The organism is Streptomyces sp. NPDC044002, assembly GCF_056434525.1.
Map to the genome: position 1 here is coordinate 88,035 of NZ_JBWKEZ010000010.1, position 17,781 is coordinate 105,815.

Consider the following 17,781-nt stretch of genomic DNA (forward strand, 5'->3'; position numbering starts at 1 on the left):
CGGAGCCACCATGCGCTACCGCACCATCGGCCGCACCACCGTCAGCGCCGTCGGCCTCGGCGCCATGCCCCTGTCCATCGAGAACCGCCCCGACGAAGCACGGGCCGTCGCCACCGTCCACGCCGCCCTCGACGCCGGCGTCACGCTCATCGACACCGCCGACAGCTACCACTGGCACGCCGGCGAGGAGGGCCACAACGAGCGGCTGATCGCCCGCGCCCTGGCCCGCTACGGAGGCGACACCTCGGGCGTCCTGGTGGCCACCAAGGGCGGCCGCGGCCGCCCCGGCGACGGCAGCTGGACCGTCGACGCCACCCCCGCACACCTCAAACGCGCCGCCGAAGCCTCCGCCCGGCGCCTGGGCGCCGACGCCATCGGCCTCTACCAGCTGCACAAACCCGACCCGGCCGTCCCCTGGGCGGAGTCCGTCGGCGCGCTGCGCGAACTGCTCGACGCCGGCACGATCCGCGCCGCGGGAATCTCCAACGTCACCTCCGCCCAGATCCTCCAGGCCCACCGGATCCTCGGCGACGGACTCGTCTCCGTGCAGAACCAGTACTCGCCGGCCGTCCGCGACAGCGAGGAGCAGCTGCGGCTGAGCACCCGGCTGGGGCTGGCCTTCCTGCCCTGGAGCCCGCTCGGCGGCATCTCGCGCAGCTCCCTGGACGGCCCCTCCGGCGCCACCTCCGCCGGCACCCCGTTCCACCGCGTCGCGGCCGGGCGCGGCGTCAGCCCCCAGCAGGTCGCCCTGGCCTGGCTGCTCGCCCGCTCCCCGGCCGTCATCCCGGTACCGGGAGCCGGCCGCCCGGCCTCGGCCACCGACTCGGCCGCGGCGGCCGAGCTCACGCTGACCGGCGAGGAGCTGGCGCGGCTGGACGCCTTCAGGAGTGCAGCCGGCTCGTCCAGTCCTGCGGGACCCGCTCGGAGGGACCCGGCGCCGGCTGGGTCGGCGGGTGCTCGGACGGCGGGGTGAGCGCCGGGCCGCCCTGGAACAGGGCGTTCGTGGCGTAGTTCCAGAACCAGTCCTCGCCCGGCTCGAAGCTCTGCACCAGGGGATGGCCGGTGGCCTTCCAGTGGGCGGTGGCGTGCTGGGCCGGCGAGGAGTCGCAGCAGCCGATGTGGCCGCACTGGGCGCAGCGGCGCAGGTGGAACCACCAGCCGTGCACCTCCTCGCACTCCACGCAGCCGGTGCCGGAGGGCGCGGCGCCCGGGTCGATCCCGTCGATCTCGGTCATGCGGTCTCCTCGGGGGTGTCCGGCGGCGTCAGCGGCAGCAGCACCTGGAAACGGGTGTCGCCGGGGACGGATTCGACCTGGAGGCTGCCGTGGTGCTTGCCGACCACGATCCGCCAGGAGATGTCCAGGCCGAGCCCGGTGCCCTCGCCGACCGGTTTGGTGGTGAAGAAGGGGTCGAAGATGCGGCTGCGGATCTCGGCCGGCACCCCCGGGCCGGTGTCGCGGAACTCCACGAGCAGCCGGTCCCCCTCCCGTGCCGTGCGGACCGTCAGCGTGCCCCCGCCGCCGGTCTCCGCGATGGCGGACACGGCGTTGTCGATCAGGTTCGTCCACACCTGGTTGAGCTCGGCCGGATAGGCGGGCACGTCCGGCACCGAGCGGTCGTACTCCTTGACCACCCGCACCCCGGGCCCGATCTTGCCGGACAGCATCACCAGCGTGCTGTCCAGGAGCTCGTGGACGTCCACGACCCGGTGCGGGGCCCGGTCGAGCTGCGCGTACTGCCTGGCCGCGTCGACGAGGTGGGAGATGCGGGCCGTGGAGTCCTCGATCTCGGCCATCAGCAGCTCGGTCTCGACCGTGTAGCCGAGCCAGCCGACCGCCGCCGGCAGCAGGTCGCCGGACACCGCCGCCGCGACCTGGTCCAGCCAGTCCGTGTCCAGCCCGGCCTGCACGAAGGCCGGCGCGACCCGCCAGCCCTCGGGGAGGCCGTGGTCCTCCAGCCAGTCCGCCAGCTCCTCCTCCCGGTCGGAGGCCTCCAGCGGGCTCAGCGCCGGGGCCTTCGCGACCCGTTCGACCGTACGCTCCTGGATCTCGATGAGATCGGCGATCGCCTCGCCCGAATAGCGGCCCTGGGAGATGTGCGCCAGCTTGTGCCGCACCTTGCCGACCCGCTCGCGCAGCGCCGCGGTGGCCCGGACGGCCGCCGCGGCCGGGTTGTTCAGCTCGTGGGTGAGCCCGGCGGACAGCGAACCGAGCGCCAGCAGGCGTTCGCGCTGCCCGATGGCCCGCTGGGTGTTCTTCGAACCGAAGAACAGCCCCTCCAGCAGGTGCGCCGCCATCGGGAACCACTCCCGCATGACGTCCGCGAACGACTGCGCCGGCAGCACGAAGAACCGCGTCGGCTCCGTCACCCGCATGGAGTTCGTGTACGTCTGCGGCACCCGCTCGCCCAGATAGGCCTGCATCGCGCCCGAGTACACCCCGCGCTGCGAGGTACGGCTCACCTCGACGTCGTCGCCGCCGACCCGCCGAGACAGGACCACGGTCCCCTCGATCATCACGTAGAAGCAGGTGGCCGGCTCCCCCTCGGCGTACACCGGACCCGCCTCGAAGCGCTCCACCCGCCCCTCGGCGCACAGCCGCCCCAACTGCTCCGGGGACAGCTCCTCGAACAGGAACAGCGACGCGATCTCGTGCGGCGCGCAGGGCATGACCTGCCCGCCGCCGCCCCGCCCGTTCACGACTGCTCCAGGTACCGGTGGACGAGCATGACGGCCATGGCTCCCTCTCCGACGGCGGACGCGACGCGCTTGGCCGACTCGGCGCGGGCGTCGCCCGCCACGAACACGCCGGGAACGCTGGTCTCCAGGTGGTACGGCAGCCGGTCCGGCTCCCACCCCTCCGGCGGCCGGCCGTCCGCCGTGAGGTCCGGTCCCGCCAGGATGAAGCCGTGCCCGTCGCGCAGCACCGTGCCGCCCAGCCAGTCGGTCAGCGGGGCCGCGCCGATGAACACGAACACGTACTGGGCGTCGACGAGTTCCGTCGCGCCGCCGTCCACGTCCCGCAGCACCAGCCGCTCCAGGTGGTCGTCACCCTGCGCCGCCTCGACGACGGTCCGGGTGCGCACCGTGATGTTCGGGGCCTCCTCGATCTGCTGGACCAGGTAGTGCGACATCGACGCCGTCAGCGACTCCCCGCGCACCAGCAGCGTCACCGACTTCGCGCCCCGCGCCAGGTACACCGCCGCCTGCCCGGCCGAGTTCGCGCCGCCCACGACGTACACGTCCTGCCCCGCGCAGGAGGCCGCCTCCGTGAGGGAGGAGCCGTAGTACACCCCCCGCCCGGTCAGCTCCTCGCAGCCGGGTGCCCCCAGCTGCCGGTACGAGACCCCGGTCGCCAGGATCACGCTGTGCGCGGCGACCGCCGAACCGTCGGAGAAGCGGACCACCCGGGCCGGCCCCCGGACCTCCAGGCCCGTGACCTCGCGGGCCGTGAGGATCTCGGCGCCGAAGCGGGCGGCCTGGCGGCGGGCGCGCTCCGTCAGCTGGGCGCCCGAGACGCCGTCGGGGAAGCCGAGGTAGTTCTCGATGCGGGAGCTCTGGCCGGCCTGCCCGCCGGTCGCCGACCGCTCGACCAGCACGGTACGCAGCCCCTCGGAGGCCCCGTACACCGCGGCGCCGAGCCCGGCGGGGCCGCCCCCGACGACCACCAGGTCGTAGAACTCGGCCGCCGGGGTGGTGGCCAGCCCCACGTGGGCCGCCAGCTCGGCCGTCTCCGGCTCGATCAGCGCCTTGCCCTCCGGGGTGACCACCAGCGGCAGGCGCTGCCCGTCGGCCCCGGCCGCCTCCAGCAGCCGCCGGCCCTCGGGCTCGTCGGAGGAGTACCAGCGGTACGGCACCTGGTTGCGGGCCAGGAACTCCCGCACCCGCGAGGACGGCGCCGACCAGCGGTGCCCGACCACCTTGGTGGCGGGCACGGGCCGGTGGTCGCTGGAGCGCCAGGCCGTGAGCAGGTCGTCCAGGACCGGGTAGAGCTTCTCCTCCGGCGGGTCCCAGGGCTTGAGGAGGTAGTGGTCGAGGTCGACCACGTTGATCGCGTCGATCGCCGCGTTCGTGTCCGCGTACGCGGTCAGCAGCACGCGCCGCGCGCCCGGGTACACGTTCAGGGCCTGTTCGAGGAACTCGATGCCGTTCATCCGCGGCATGCGGTAGTCGGCGAGGATCACGGCCACCAGGTCGCCGCGCAGCTTCAGCTCGCGCAGCGCCTCCAGCGCGGACTCGCCGGACTCGGCGCGCACGATCCGGTACCCGCCGCCGTAGTGGCGCCGCAGGTCACGGGCGATGGCGCGGGAGACGCCCGGGTCGTCGTCCACGGTCAGGATGACGGTCCGCGCGCTCTCCACGGCCTGTGCCATACGGCCCATCGTAGGGTCGGCGGGCCGTGACCGCTCCGGAACCGCTCCCGGGACGCGGCGGGCGCCCGGGCCCGGTGGTGCGGGTGCCCCCGACACCCGCACCGGCCCGGCCCCGGGCGCCCTGGTTCCCCGTCCTGCGCGGCCCGGCCCTCAGGGGCTGTTCCGGCAGGCCGGGGCGCTCTCCAGCCTCACGGCGGTCAGTGTGAACCCGGGCTGCACCGGGGCCCAGGTCTTCCGGGGGCCGATGCAGGTGGTGTACGACCTCCCGCCGTCGAGGAAGCGGATCCGTACCAGGCTGCCGCGGTTGTTGACGACGGCCTTCGCCCCCTTGCCGCGGGCCCCCAGGGTCACGAAGCCGCTGGTGACGTCCCGGTACGTCGCGGTGGGGCGGTTGGCGTCGTAGTCCGTCTTCTTCAGGTAGAAGCAGACGGACCCCGAGGCGCAGCCGTGGGGCGCGGCCGCCGAGGCCGGAGCCGCGGCGAGGGCCAGCAGGCCCGCGGCGGCGGCGATGCCGGCCGTGGCGAAGGCGGTGGTGCGGATGGTGTTCACGACGGTGTTCTCCTCCGGAAGGTCGCGGTCAGCACCGGTAGGCGGCGCTGGGGTGGGCGGGCTCGCAGTAGCGCACGTGCAGGTGGTTGTCGTGGCCGGCCCACGAGGTGGTCAGGCCCTCGGAGATCAGCTGGGGGTCGTTGAAGAAGACGGTCTTGACGTGCCCGGGCGCGGCCCGGCGGATCTCCTGGACGAGGCGGCGGGTGGCCGCCCGGTCGTAGGCGGCGGACTTCCACGTGATCCGGGCGGCGGTGCACTGCGCGCCGTCGTCGCGGACGGGCCACAGGTCCGCGTCCAGGCCCTGCTCGTGGCTGGCGTGGCCGGGGATGTTCCCGCCCAGTTCCAGCCCGAGGTCGCCCACCGGGACCCGGCCGCGGCCGGCGGAGGCGAAGGCGCGTCCGGCGGCCTCCAGCTGGGCGACGGCCGCGGCCGTGCCCCAGTTCGCCGTCTTGTTCCCGTCCGGGTTCTGGTCGCACAGGTTGTTCCCGGAGAAGGTGACGCGCTCGTAGTGCCAGAGCAGGTTCTTCCAGGTAGCCGGGCCCACGACGCCGTCGGCGGTCAGCCCCGCCGCGGTCTGGAACCTGCGCACCGCCGCCTTGGTCCCGTCCCCGAACTTCCCGTCCACGCCGAGGCCGGCCCCGGCCTTGGCGTTGAGCTCGCTCTGCAGGGCGGACACGGCGGGCCCCGAGGCGCCCTCCCTCAGCGTGGGGGCCAGCGCCGCCCAGGTGGCGGCGCCGACGATGCCGTCGGCGGCGAGCTTGTGCGAAGCCTGGAAGCGCTTGACGGCCGCCGTGGTCGACGCCCCGAACACCCCGTCGGCCGGGGCGGACTGCCCCTTGGCGGCGAGCAGCCGCTGGAGGGCCAGGACGTCGGTGCCCCGGTTGCCCGCGGACTGCGCGGGGTACTGGGCGCGCCCGTAGGCGAGGGACTCCTGGGCGGGCCCGGCCAGCGCCATCAGGACGGCGGCCGGGACGACGAGCGCGGCCGCCCTCCGGGAGGTTCGGGACCAGCGCATCGCGGTCACCGGCTGGCCTCGGCCGTGCAGGCCGCGACGCCGCCGCAGAAGGTGATGTCCCAGTGGTTCTTGTTCTTCTCCCAGGTGTAGACGTTGCCCGCCGAGGACCGGTAGCGGGGGTAGGTGCCCCTGGGGGCGAGGCGGGTGAAGCTGCGCTCGATGTAGTTCTTCAGGCAGTCGTTCGGAGTGCCGATGTCCACCTTGTAGCCCTTCTCGTGGCTGTACCGGAAGGTGCGGTCGTGGCCGACCTCCGTGGCTCCGGTGACGTTGATCGCGCACCTGCTCGCGCTCTTGAGGGTCTTGAGCCCGGTGACGGAGGCCTGGTTGATCTGCTCGAAGGAAGTGCAGGTGGGGTTCTGCCGGTCCGTGCAGTTGCCGCTGGAGGACCAGGTGACGCCGGCCGCCCGCAGCTGGGAGGCCGCCTGGGACTGGGAGAGCTTGGAGACGGCGAACGCGTTGCCGGGCAGGGCCAGTACGGTGGCCGCGCCGATGGCGCCCGCGGTCACGGCGAAGCGGTGCAGGGTGCGCATGGAGTACTCCTCGGATGGTGTGGTCGGGGTTCGTGCGGAAGGGCGGAAGGGCTAGTACCAGTGCGGTGAGCGGGACTTCCAGGCCTTGTACGCGTTGCAGGGCGTCCCGTACCGGTCGTCGATGTACTTCAGGCCCCACTTGATCTGGGTGGCCGGATTGGTCTTCCAGTCGGCGCCGGCGCTCGCCATCTTGGTGGCCGGCAGCGCCTGCGGGATCCCGTACGCACCGCTGCTCGGATTGGTGGCGTACACCCGCCAGCCGCTCTCGCCGTTCCAGAGGTCGTTCAGGCAGCCGAACTGCGCCGCCACGGTCCAGCCGTGCGCGCCGAACTGCTTCTGCGCCGCGATCCTGACGGTGCGGGCCACCCCCATCGCGGACATCGTCGCCGGCCCCGCGGTCCCGTCGGCGCCGAGCCCGTGGGAGCTCTGCCACCGCTTGACGGCCGACCTGGTGCCGGCCCCGAAGACCCCGTCGGCCGCGACCCCCGCCCTGGCCTGCACGGCCTCGACCTGCCGGTGCAGGGCGAGTTCGCTTCGGGCGCCGTACTTGCCGTCCGCGTCGAGGCCGTTGTAGCCCTGGAAGTCCCGCAGCGCGGACCGCGTCGCGGGGCCGTCGACCCCGTCCACCCGGTCCGCGGCCAGGTAGCCCAGCCCCGCCAGGTTGGACTGCTCCACGCGGACCGGGTCGGCCGCGTTCGCGTCGTGCGCGCCCAGCATGGTGACCAGCAGGGCCGCCGTCGCACCCCCGGAGGCCAGGAACGGTATTCGGACAGCGGAAATCGGCCTCACTCGTGGCTCCTCGGGAAGGGGACCGGGACCTTCGGCCCCGGTGGCCGCCGGACTTGACGGTGAGAAGGCTAGGAGCGGGCCCCCCGCCCGGACGTCCGCTGACGGTTTGAGCTTCGCGACGCCCGCCGTCAGCCGAGGAGTTGACGTCCGGGCCCGCCTCAACCCGGCGGTTGACGTCCGGGGCACACCCCCGGGTTGACGTCACCGGTCCGCCCCGCCGCCCCCGCCGGGATCAACCCCACGGTGGACGACGCCCCCGCCGGATCCGCATACCTTCCAGCGATGAGCACCCGGTCACGCCTGCGGCAAGCCCTCCTCGACAGCGCGCTCCCCGTCGTCCTCGCGGTGGGCGGGTGCGTCGCGGGGGAGGAGTACCCCCACGCCGACTGGGCGCCGTTCGACGTCCCGGCGTACCTGCTCACCTGCCTCACGGCGCTGCCGCTGATCGTCCGGCGGGCGCGGCCGATGACGGCGCTGGCCGTCTGCTGCCTCGGGTACTCGCTCTACCTCGCCGCCGGCTACCAGCCCTCGCTGAACTGGTGGGCGATCCCCGTCGCCCTGGTCAACGCCGCGTCCAGGTGCCCGCTGCGGGTGTCGGCGCCCGGCGCCGGCCTCGCCGCGGCGACCGTCCTGTTCAGCGGGTTCGCGGGCGGCCTCAGCCCGCTGCTGGTCCTCGCACAGGCGGTGATCGTCCCCGTCGTCTGCCTGGTCTTCGGCCGCGGACGGCGCCAGGTCGCCCTGCAGAACCTCGAACTGGTCAGGCTCACGGAGGCGCTCGCCCACGAGCAGCGCGAACGGGCCCGGCGCGCGGTGGTCGACGAGCGGATCCACATCGCGCGCGAGCTGCACGACGTGGTCGCCCACCACATGTCGGTGATCTCCGTCCAGGCCGGACTCGCCGACTACGTCTTCGCCTCGGACCCCGCCACCGCCCGGTCGGCCCTCACCACGATCGCGGGCGCCAGCCGCGACGCGCTGGGCGAACTGCGCCGGCTGCTCACCGTGCTCCGGGTCGACCTGGGCCCGGCGGGGGACCCGTCGTCCGCACCGCTCGGCCCGCTGCCGGAACTCAGCCGGGTGGACGAGCTCGCCCGCCGCGTCGGAGCGGCGGGAGTGAGCGTCGACATACGGACAACGGGTGTGCCCCGGAAACTCGATCCGGGCCTGGAGGTGTGTGCCTACCGGGTGCTCCAGGAAGCCCTCACCAATGTGGTGAAACACGCCCGTTGCGCCCGCGTGGAGGTACGGATCGCCTATCTGCCGGACCGGCTGGCCATCTCGGTGCGCGACGACGGGGGCGAGGGGAAACCGGCCATTGCCGCTCCGGGGTCCGGACACGGGTTGATCGGCATGCGGGAACGGGTGAGGATCTGCGGCGGCAGGCTGTCCGCCGGGCCTCTGGGTGAAGGGGGATTCGAGGTCCGCCTCTCCCTTCCGACCGGCTCGGAGCTCCCGGAGGACGCGTAGCGCCCGGCCGTGACCGGACATGAGGGGGACGACAGTGACGGACGTGCTCGTTGTCGACGATCAGGACCTGATCCGGGGAGGCATCGCCGCACTGCTGCGCGCCGCACCCGGGTTCACCGGGGTCGCGGAGGCCTCGGACGGCGAATCCGCGGTGGCCGCCGCACTGGCCCACCGGCCCGACGTGATCCTCATGGACATCCGGCTCCCGGGCATCGACGGCATCACCGCCGCCGAACGCATCCTCGCCGGCCAGCAGGGCACCCGGTCGCGCATCATCGTGCTCACCACCTTCGACGTGGACGAGTACGTGTACGCGGCACTGCGCGCGGGCGCGAGCGGCTTCCTCCTCAAGGACACCCCGCCCGAGCGGCTGATCTCCGCGGTGACCACGATCGCCGGCGGCGACATGCTGTTCGCGCCCGCCGTGACCCGGCGCCTCATCGAGGCCTACAGCGCGCGCACCGAGGGCCCGCGCGGCGACGACCGCACCCTGTCCCGGCTCACCAACCGGGAACAGGACGTGCTGCGGCTGGTGGCCAGGGGGCTCGGCAACGACGAGATCGCCGCCGAACTCGTCGTCACCGAGGCCACCGTCAAGACGCACCTGCACCGCACGATGACCAAGCTGGGCCTGCGCAGCCGTGCCCAGGCGGTCGCCGTCGCGTACGAAGCCGGACTGGTGGTTCCCGGCAGGCCCGTCGGCCACCCCTGCTGAGCCGCTGCCGGGGTCCTTTCCGGGCCCCCCGCCGCCGCGCCGAAGCGGAAGGGCGGGGCGGCCCGCACCCCATGGCCGTCCTTGATCATCAAGGCGGAAGCGGAAGCCGGCGGCCGTCCCAATCCGGCTGCCCCGCAAGCGCGTTGGGGGAAGCGTCCCTTTGTGCGCACCTCGGTGACATGACCAGCAGGTTCGTGTGTTCCGCCAGTACGAAGTCCCGTCGCCCACGGAGCAGACTTCCCGCCGAGGGCCGCGGCTCGTCATGGGAGCCGACGCCATAGAACGATGGGGGAACCACTGCGATGAGTGGTCAGCTGTACGACGGAATCGGCGAAGCGTTCGAAGGCTTCAAGACCCTGCCCATCATCCGCTACGCCGAGGTACCGGGTTTCCTCGGCCTGGTCGGCGACGTCACCGGCAAGTCCGTGCTCGACATCGCCTGCGGCACCGGCTTCTACAGCCGTGAGCTCAAGCGCCGCGGCGCCTCGCGCGTCTTCGGCTTCGACATCTCCGGCGCGATGGTGGACGCGGCCAAGGCGATCGAGGACGCCGAGCGCCTCGGCATCGACTACGAGGTCGCGGACACGACCACCCTGCGCGAGTTCGACGAGCCGTTCGACGTGGCCGTCGCCGTGCAGGCGTTCAACTACGCGGGCGACGTCGCCGAGATCGAGCAGATGATGCGCAACATCCGGCGCAGCCTCGTGCCCGGCGGCGCGTTCCACCTGTTCGTGCAGGACCCCGGCTACGACTTCGGCGGCCCGTCGCTGGAGAAGTACGGGTTCCTGCTCGAATCGACCGGCAAGGACAACGAGATCGGCGTCGGGATCCGGCTCACGGCCCTGCTCGAACCGCCGGTCTCCTTCGAGGCCACCGTGCCCTCGAAGGAGACGTACGAGCAGACCCTGAAGGCGGCCGGGTTCACCGGGGTCGAGTGGGTCACCCTCGAAGTCTCGGACACCGGCCTGGAGAAGTACGGCGAGGAGTACTGGGCGGACTACACCTCCAACCGCCCGCTGACGATGATCCGCTGCACCGCCTGACCGAGGTACCGGACACCGGCCCGGCCCCCTCGGGGGCCGGGCCCGTCCGCCGTTCCGGGGGCCGCCGTCATCCACTCCCTGCCTGTCCAGCGGCATGGAGGGCTTCTCCGACCTCGCCGAGTTTCGCCGGGGACAACACGCCCGCCCGCTCGACCAGGTCGTCCCGGGCCACAGTGGTCAGCCACGTGCAAGGAGTGAAGCCCGGACGCGGGAGCGCGAACCGCAGCACGCCTTCGAAGGGCACTCCTTCCAGGGGGCCCACGGCCACTTCGACGGCGAGGCCGCCGATGTCGACGCCCGCCGGAGCGACGACCTGCATCGCTCGGAACCCGGACGACTCCTCGTCCGACAGCAGCACGACCGGGCGTCGCTCGTCGAAGTCGACCCACCAGATTTCGCCGCGTCGCATGTGTCCTCCTGGCCCGAGCCGGCGGGTGAACGCCGTGTGCCCCGAGTGGGACACGGAAGGGATGTGGCCCAGCTTCGCACGTCGTGACCGGGCCCTGGCCGGCCACTGCCACCGGCAGGCCGTGAACCGGACATGAAGATCACGGTCTACGGCCGGGGCACTAGGCTGGTCCGGTGACCATGGAGCTGACCACCCTCACGACGGTCGCCTTCCGGGGCAGGGAGATCACGGCACCCCGGATGCGGGCACTGATCGCCCTGCTCGCCGGCGAGTTGCGCGCCGGATGCGGTACCGCGCGGCTGATCGACGGGCTCTGGCCCGACGAGCGGCCGGCGCATCCGGTCAAGGCGCTCCAGGTCCTCGTCTCGCGGGCGCGCACGCAGCTGGGGCCCGAAGCCATCGCCAGTACGCCGGGCGGCTACCGGCTCGCCCTCGGGGCGGAGCGGGTCGACGCCTCGGCCGTCCTGCTGCACACCGCCGCCTGCGCGACGAAGTCCCGCTCCGGCGACCACGCCGGGGCCCTCGCCGAAGCCGAAGCGGGGCTGGCGCTCTGGGGTGCGGGCGGCCCCGGGCACGGGGAGCCCGTACCCGGCGATCCGCTGTCCGCCCTCAGGGCCGGACGCCGCCCGGCCCACCGCTCGCTGCTCCGCGCCCGGGCACTCGGACTCGCGCGCACCGGCCGGGAGCCCGAGGCGCTGGAACCGCTGGCCGAACTCGCCAGGGAACTGCCCCGGGACGAGGAACTCCTGCTGGAACTGGTCCGGTGCGAGGCCGCCACCGCGGGCGCCCCCACCGCCCTGGCCACCTACGACCGCCACCGCCGCGCACTCCGCGACGACCTGGGCACCGACCCCGGGCCGGCCCTGCGCGCCCTGCACCGGGAACTGCTGCGGGCCGGCACCCCGGCGGTACGCCGCGGAGTACCTCACGAGCCCAACGAACTCCTGGGCCGCGCCGAGGACATCGCCGCGGTGGCGCGGCTGCTGCGCACCTCCCGCGTCACCTCGATCGTGGGACCCGGCGGGCTCGGCAAGACCCGCCTCGCCGCCGCCGTCGCCCGGGACGCGCCCCACCGCACCGTCCACCTGGTCGCCCTCGCCGGTGTCACCGGCGACGCGGACGTGGCGGGCGAGGTCGCCTCAGCCCTCGGCGTCGCCGAGCCCCGTCCCGGCGGGCCCCCGGGCCGCCCCGGCCCGCGCGCCGACCTGCCGGCCGGCATCGCCTCCGCCCTCGGCCCCGGCCCGGCCCTGCTGGTGCTGGACAACTGCGAACACGTGCTGGACGGCGCCGCCGAACTGGTCCGGGCCCTCGTCGCCATCACCCGTGACCTGCGGATCCTCACCACCGGCCGGGCACCGCTCGGCCTGTCCTCCGAAGCGGTCCACCCGCTGCCCGAGCTCGATCAGGCCACGACGGTCCGGCTGTTCGAACAACGGGCCCGGGCCGCGCGCCCCGGCGTGGAACTCCCCGCCCGGCAGGTCGGGGAGCTCTGCCGCCGCCTGGACGGGCTGCCGCTCGCCGTGGAGCTGGCGGCCGCGCGGGTCCGGGTCATGTCGGTCGCGGACATGACCCGCCGCCTGGACGACCGGTTCGGGCTGCTCCGCGGCGGCGCCCGGGACGCGCCCCCGCGCCACCGCACCCTGCACGCCGTCGTCGACTGGAGCTGGAACCTCCTCGAACCCGCCGGGCGGACGGCCCTGCGCGCCCTGTCCGTCTTCCCCGGCGGCTTCACGGCCGAGGCCGCCGCGCACGTGCTCGGTGACGGCCTCCCCCCGGCCCCGGAGGTCCTGGACGTCGTGGACGTCCTGGCGGACCTGGCCGACCAGTCCCTCCTCAAGGTCACCGACACCGGCACCGACACCGACACCGGCACCGGCACCGACACCCGCTTCCGGATGCTGGAGACCGTACGGGAATTCGCCGCCGCGCACCGGGACCGGGCCGGCGAGACGGAACACGTCACCGGGCGGTTCCTGCTCTGGGCGCGCGGCTTCGGCCTCGCCCGGCACGACGCGCCCTTCGGCCCCGACCCGTACACCGCGTGGCGGGGGATCAAAGCCGAGCACGACAACCTCGTCCTCGCCCTGCGCCTCGCCCTCGCCCGCCGCGACACGCCCACCCTCGCGGCGGCCGGCGCCGCGCTGTGCAGCGTGTGGGCCACCGAGGGGAACTACGCCCGGCTGATCCCCCTCGCGGCCGAAGCCGGCGCAGCGCTCTCGCACCACCGGCCGGAACCCACCCACGTCGAGGCCGCCCGCACCGCCGCGGTGCTGCTCGCCGTCGGCCCGCTGCTGGGCGGAGCCCCCGCCCCGCCCCGCCTCCTCGCCCTCCTGCGCCGCCTGCCGCCGGCCCCCGCGGACACCCTCCCCAGGGCCCTCGCCACCCTCCTGCGCGCCGCCCCCGAGGTGTTCGGCAGCGACCGCGGGCGGCTGGACGCCTTCCGCGGCAGCGGCGAGCCCCTGCTCGCCGGGGTGGCCGAGGGACTGGCCGGATACCTGTGGGAGAACGAGCACGAACCGGAGCGGGCCCTGGCGGCCGCCCGGCGGACGCTCGCCGCCGTCGAGGACCACCGCATCCCCTGGCTCCAGGTCACCGCCCTGTCCCGGCTGGGGGAGCTGTGCCTGCGCGCGGAGCGGGGGGAGGAGGCACTGCGCCACCTGGCCGAGGCCGTACGCGTCCTCGACCCGCTCGGCGACTGGCCCGACACCCTGGGCCTGCGCTGGGGCATGGTGCTGGGCCACCTCCAGACGGGGGACGTGGACGAGGCGGAACGGTGGCTGGAGCCGGCCGCGCGGAACCGGCCGGAGGAGACGGGAGACGTACCGACCCCCGAACTGGGAGCCCGTGCCGAGATCGAGCTCGCGCGGGGCGGGACGGAGCGGGGCCTGACGCTCTGGCGCCGTGCCGCGGCCCTCCCCGGGCGGGCCGGCGGACCGGTCCTCGGCCTCGACGTGGACCTGGAGCCCTGGGCCCTGGAGCTGCGCGCCGCCGCCGTGGCCGCACACGCCCACCACGGCCGGCTCGGCCCGGTCGAGGAGCTCACCGCCCGCCTCCCGGAACGCGCGCGGGACCGGCTGGAGCGGGGCGCCCCGGCGGACCTCCCCGTCTGCGGCGCGCTGCTGCTCGCCCTGGGGACGGCCGACCTCGTCCGGGGAGCCGCGGAGGACCGCGCGGCCACGGTCGGCGTCGGCGTACGGCTGCTCGCCCTGACCGAGTCCTTCCGGTGCCTGCGGACCTTCCAGCCGACCATGTCCTCCGCCCGCGCCCGGGAGGCGGCCCGCCGCGCCGACCGGGCGGCGTACGAGGACGCGAGGTCCGGGTACGCCGCCCTGGACCGGGACGGACTGCGCCGGGCGGCCCTCGGCCTGCTGCGGGAACGGGAACGGGAACGGGAAGAGGAAGGGGAGGGGGCGGGGGAGCGCGGCTGACCGGCTCACCCGGCCGGGTTCACAGCCGCACCGGCAGCCGCACCAGGTGGAAGCCGTCCCCGGGCCAGTGGCCGAACTCCAGCTCCTCGCGGGCGACGGCCAGTTCCGGCACGGGCCGCCGCACGAGCAGCCGCTCGAACACCACACCCGTCACCAGGCTCCCGAGCGCGGCGCCGATGCAGAGGTGCGCACCGTGCCCGAACGCGAGGTGGCCCCGGCCCCGCCCGGGCTCCCTGGTGACGTCCAGCCGTGCGGATGCCTCCCCGTACACGGCCGGGTCGTGGTTCGCGGCCAGCAGCGCCACGGTCACGGAATCGCCCCTGCGCAGACCGGTACCGGCGAAGGCGAAGTCCTCGGTGGCGTACAGCGTGGCACCGATCCGCAGGAGCGTGACGTGGCGCAGGAGTTCGGGCACGGCCCGGCCGAGGAGTTCCGGTTCCGCGCGGAGCCGGGCCAGCTGGCCGGGGTGGTCGAGCAGGGCCAGGACCGCGTGGGCGAGGAAGAGGGCGGGAGGGGTGATCCCGGTGTTGATGAGCAGGAACACCATGGCGGTGATCTCCTCCTCGTCGAGTGCGCCGGCGCCGCCCTCGCCGGCCCCTTCGAGCAGGGAGCTGATCAGGTCGTCGGCCGGATCGGCCTTCCGCCTCGCGATCAGCGACCTGACGTACTCGACGACACCGGCGAGCCCGTCGCCCATCCTGCTGCCGTCGCCGTAGGCGAAGTCCCGGATCCAGTCGCAGACCCGGGCCCGGTCCGCCCCGTCCACACCGACCAGCTCGCAGATGACGGAGGTGGCCAGCGGGTACGCGAACTCGTTCAGCAGGTCGGCCTCCTCCCGGCCGGCCAGCTCGCCGATCAGCCGCGCGGCGCTCTCCTCGACGAAGGGCCGCAGGGCCGCGACGCGCCGGGCGGTGAAGGCACGGGTGAGCGGGGTCCGCAGGCGGGCGTGCTCCGCGCCGTCGAGGAAGGCCAGGTGCGCGGAGACGTAGCGCGCGTACTCGGGCGGGAGGTCACCCAGCGGCTCCAGCAGCTCGTCCTGCGCGTCGGGCCCGTCCGTGCCGCCGGGCACCTTGCTCCGGTCCCGGATCAGCCGGGGTTCGGTGAGCGCGGCCTTGACGTCCTCGTAGCGGGTGACGAGCCGTACCGGCGTACGCAGGCCCGGGAGGACGACGCGGGGCAGGCCGTCCCCGCCGTCGAGGCCGGCGTAACCGGTCGCGGGGTCCTGGAGCCGGTCGGGGGACAGGTGGTGGACGGTCTCGTTCATGGCGGCCTCTCGTGGCGTCCGTCGGATGTCCACGGAGCTTGCGGCCCGCCGGCTTCAGCGCGGCTTCACGCCGGTTTCATCGATGCCGCCCGGGGGAACGCGGCGTTGGTTAGGGTTTTGGCGTGTTTGGAATCGTGCAGAAGGACCGCGGGCCGGCTCCCGCGGTGGTGCCCCCGTCGTTACGCCTGTGGCTCGGGCTGATCGCCCTGCTCGCCGCCCTGGCGGTCCTCGGGCTCGGGGTGCTGTACGCGGACGCCGGCGAGCCCGGCGCGGTGGACGAGCGGATCGGGGCGGCGGTGTACGGGGTCGGGCCGTCCTGGCGGTACGTCGCCCTGGCGACCGACTTCCTGGGGGAGCCCGTGGGAGCCGCGGTGCTGGTCGGGGCCGCCGTGACCGGCTGCCTGCTGCTCCGCAGGCCCCGCGCGGCGGTGCTCGTCGTGGCCGGCGCCGCGCTGGCCGTGGGGACGGCGACGCTGCTCAAGTCCGTGGTGGGACGCACCATCCACGGCGACAACCTGTCCTTCCCCAGCGGGCACACCGCCTTCGCGACCGCGCTCGCCCTCGTGGGGGCCCTGCTGGCGAGCGGCCGGCTCGGCCTCGGCAGGACGGCCGGCACCTCGCTCGTGCTCGCCGCGGCGCTGCTCGCCGGCGCCGCCATGGGCTGGGCGCAGGTCGCCCTGGGCGCCCACTACCCGACCGACGTGCTGGGCGGCTGGTGCACCGCTCTGGCGGTGGTCCCGGCGGCCGCGTGGCTGGTCGACCGGACGGCCGACGCCGGCCGGCGCGAGCGCCGCTGACGCCACGCCACGCCACGCCCGCCGCGCCCGCCGACCGCCTCACCTCACCTCACCTCACGGAACCTCACACCAGGCGGCGGAACACCGGCTTCACCGGCCGTCCCCCCAGCCAGGGACCGGGGTCGCCGGCGTCCAGCGCCTTGCGGTACACCGCGCACGCCTGGGCCACCACGTCGACGGTGTGGTCGATGTCGGCGTCACTGAGCGCGCTGCTCACCACGAACGACGGGGCCAGCACCCCGCCCGCCAGCAGCCGGCGCAGGAACAGGGTGCGGTACTCCTGCGACGGCTGCCCGTTCTCGTCGAGGGTGGCGAAGACCAGGTTGCTGGCCCGGCCCCGGACGACCAGGTGGTCGCCGACGCCCATGCCGGCCGCGGCTTCCCGGACACCGGCCGCCAGCCGCTCGCCGAGGGCGTGCAGCCGCGCCGTGACCCCCTCCTCGGCGTAGGCGGCCTGCACGGCCATCGCGGCCGCCAGGGAGTGCGTCTCCGCGCCGTGCGTGGTGGACAGCAGGAACACCCGGTCGCCGGAGTGCCGCAGTCCGCCCCGCTCCATCAGCTCGCGGCGCCCGGCCAGCGCGGAGACGGCGAACCCGTTGCCCAGCGCCTTGCCGAACGTGGAGAGGTCCGGGACCACGCCGTACAGGCCCTGGGCGCCGGCCTCGGACCAGCGGAAGCCGGTGATCATCTCGTCGAAGACCAGGACGCAGCCGTGCCGGTGGGCCAGTTCGCGCAGCCCGGCGAGGTATCCGGGCGGCGGCTCGCTGTGGGTGGCGGGTTCGAGGATCAGACAGGCGACTTCGTCCCGGTACCGGCTGAGGACCTCCTCCGTGGCGGCCAGGTCGCCGTAGGGGAACCTCACGGTGAGCTCGTTGACCGAGTCGGGGATGCCGGCGGACATCGGCGTGGTGCCGATGAACCAGTCGTCCGTGGAGAAGAACGGATGGTCGGCGCAGATCGCCACCCGTCGGCGCCCGGTGGCGGCGCGGGCGAGGCGTACCGCGGCGGTGGTGGCGTCGGAGCCGTTCTTCGCGAACTTCACCATCTCGGCGGTCGGCACCGTCGCGAGGAACCGCTCCGCGGCCTCGACCTCCACCACCGACGGCCGTACGAAGTTGCCGCCCCGGTCGAGTTCGCGCCGTACCGCCTCGGTCACGCGCGGGTGGGCGTGCCCCAGGCTGACCGACCGCAGGCCGGAGCCGTACTCGACGTAGCGGTTGCCGTCGACGTCCCAGACGTGGGCTCCGCGGCCGTGGCTGATGACCGGGGCCAGGTCCTCGGGGTACTGGTCGTCGCCCTTGGCGTAGGTGTGCGCGCCCCCCGGGACCAGGGCGTGCAGGCGCTCGTTCGCCGCCCGCGACCGCGGCAGCGCGAACTCTCGGATGTCTTCGGTGTCCACGCCGG

The 17,781-nt window shown here is 74.4% G+C and carries 16 protein-coding genes; 6 read left to right on the top strand and 10 right to left on the bottom strand.

Features of this window, described 5'->3' with window-relative positions; genetic code table 11:
• Nucleotides 1–10: 10 nt before the first annotated feature.
• A complete protein-coding gene (locus AC07A6_RS10625; protein ID WP_478776849.1) occupies nucleotides 11–973 on the top strand; it encodes an aldo/keto reductase in 963 nt (320 codons plus the stop codon).
• Here AC07A6_RS10625 and AC07A6_RS10630 read toward each other — a convergent pair.
• The 7 genes from AC07A6_RS10630 to AC07A6_RS10660 form a co-directional block, all read right to left on the bottom strand.
• Nucleotides 882–1,235: a UBP-type zinc finger domain-containing protein gene (locus AC07A6_RS10630; protein WP_362465666.1), complete on the bottom strand. Its 354-nt coding sequence runs from the start codon at nucleotides 1,233–1,235 to the stop codon at nucleotides 882–884. The two genes, AC07A6_RS10625 and AC07A6_RS10630, sit on opposite strands and share 92 nt — an antisense overlap.
• Nucleotides 1,232–2,668 (bottom strand): ATP-binding protein, encoded by a 1,437-nt coding sequence (locus AC07A6_RS10635; protein WP_478776900.1) that lies wholly within the window; start codon nucleotides 2,666–2,668, stop codon nucleotides 1,232–1,234. Before AC07A6_RS10635 ends, AC07A6_RS10630 begins: the two co-directional genes overlap by 4 nt.
• A 26-nt stretch (nucleotides 2,669–2,694) precedes the next feature.
• On the bottom strand, nucleotides 2,695–4,371 hold the full coding sequence (locus tag AC07A6_RS10640; protein ID WP_478776850.1) for an NAD(P)/FAD-dependent oxidoreductase: 1,677 nt from the start codon (nucleotides 4,369–4,371) through the stop codon (nucleotides 2,695–2,697).
• Nucleotides 4,372–4,521: 150 nt separating this feature from the next.
• Nucleotides 4,522–4,920 carry a hypothetical protein gene (locus AC07A6_RS10645; protein ID WP_478776851.1) on the bottom strand — a complete coding sequence of 133 codons (399 nt, stop codon included), beginning with the start codon at nucleotides 4,918–4,920 and terminating at the stop codon, nucleotides 4,522–4,524.
• A 28-nt stretch (nucleotides 4,921–4,948) separates the two neighbouring features.
• A complete protein-coding gene (locus tag AC07A6_RS10650) occupies nucleotides 4,949–5,935 on the bottom strand; it encodes a penicillin-insensitive murein endopeptidase (protein WP_478776852.1) in 987 nt (328 codons plus the stop codon).
• Nucleotides 5,936–5,940: 5 nt separating this feature from the next.
• The gene (locus tag AC07A6_RS10655) at nucleotides 5,941–6,465 is read right to left on the bottom strand and encodes a hypothetical protein (RefSeq protein ID WP_478776853.1); all 525 of its coding nucleotides are present in this window, start codon (nucleotides 6,463–6,465) and stop codon (nucleotides 5,941–5,943) included.
• 51 nt (nucleotides 6,466–6,516) lie between these two features.
• Nucleotides 6,517–7,254: an aggregation-promoting factor C-terminal-like domain-containing protein gene (locus AC07A6_RS10660; protein ID WP_478776854.1), complete on the bottom strand. Its 738-nt coding sequence runs from the start codon at nucleotides 7,252–7,254 to the stop codon at nucleotides 6,517–6,519.
• Between the two features lie 282 nt (nucleotides 7,255–7,536).
• Here AC07A6_RS10660 and AC07A6_RS10665 point away from each other — a divergent pair, with 282 nt between their 5' ends.
• From AC07A6_RS10665 to AC07A6_RS10675, 3 genes are all read left to right on the top strand, one after another.
• Nucleotides 7,537–8,721 carry a sensor histidine kinase gene (locus tag AC07A6_RS10665; protein ID WP_478776855.1) on the top strand — a complete coding sequence of 395 codons (1,185 nt, stop codon included), beginning with the start codon at nucleotides 7,537–7,539 and terminating at the stop codon, nucleotides 8,719–8,721.
• Nucleotides 8,722–8,740: 19 nt separating this feature from the next.
• The gene (locus AC07A6_RS10670) at nucleotides 8,741–9,436 is read left to right on the top strand and encodes a response regulator (RefSeq protein ID WP_478776856.1); all 696 of its coding nucleotides are present in this window, start codon (nucleotides 8,741–8,743) and stop codon (nucleotides 9,434–9,436) included.
• A gap of 302 nt (nucleotides 9,437–9,738) precedes the next feature.
• The gene (locus tag AC07A6_RS10675) at nucleotides 9,739–10,479 is read left to right on the top strand and encodes a class I SAM-dependent methyltransferase (protein ID WP_362471722.1); all 741 of its coding nucleotides are present in this window, start codon (nucleotides 9,739–9,741) and stop codon (nucleotides 10,477–10,479) included.
• A gap of 67 nt (nucleotides 10,480–10,546) precedes the next feature.
• On the opposite strand, the gene AC07A6_RS10680 is transcribed toward AC07A6_RS10675, so the two are convergent.
• Nucleotides 10,547–10,888, bottom strand: a complete 342-nt coding sequence (locus AC07A6_RS10680) for a type II toxin-antitoxin system PemK/MazF family toxin (RefSeq protein WP_478776857.1) — start codon at nucleotides 10,886–10,888, stop codon at nucleotides 10,547–10,549.
• A 179-nt stretch (nucleotides 10,889–11,067) separates the two neighbouring features.
• On the opposite strand from AC07A6_RS10680, the gene AC07A6_RS10685 reads away from it, so the two are divergent.
• Nucleotides 11,068–14,316, top strand: a complete 3,249-nt coding sequence (locus AC07A6_RS10685; RefSeq protein WP_478776901.1) for an ATP-binding protein — start codon at nucleotides 11,068–11,070, stop codon at nucleotides 14,314–14,316.
• Nucleotides 14,317–14,335: 19 nt separating this feature from the next.
• Here the strand turns inward: AC07A6_RS10685 and AC07A6_RS10690 are convergent, their stop codons facing one another.
• Nucleotides 14,336–15,580: a cytochrome P450 gene (locus AC07A6_RS10690; RefSeq protein WP_478776858.1), complete on the bottom strand. Its 1,245-nt coding sequence runs from the start codon at nucleotides 15,578–15,580 to the stop codon at nucleotides 14,336–14,338.
• A 122-nt stretch (nucleotides 15,581–15,702) separates the two neighbouring features.
• Here AC07A6_RS10690 and AC07A6_RS10695 point away from each other — a divergent pair, with 122 nt between their 5' ends.
• Nucleotides 15,703–16,377, top strand: coding sequence for a phosphatase PAP2 family protein (locus tag AC07A6_RS10695; protein ID WP_478776859.1), 675 nt, complete (start codon nucleotides 15,703–15,705; stop codon nucleotides 16,375–16,377).
• Nucleotides 16,378–16,441: 64 nt separating this feature from the next.
• Here AC07A6_RS10695 and AC07A6_RS10700 read toward each other — a convergent pair whose 3' ends face one another.
• A complete protein-coding gene (locus AC07A6_RS10700; protein WP_362471707.1) occupies nucleotides 16,442–17,776 on the bottom strand; it encodes a glutamate-1-semialdehyde 2,1-aminomutase in 1,335 nt (444 codons plus the stop codon).
• Nucleotides 17,777–17,781 lie beyond the last annotated feature (5 nt).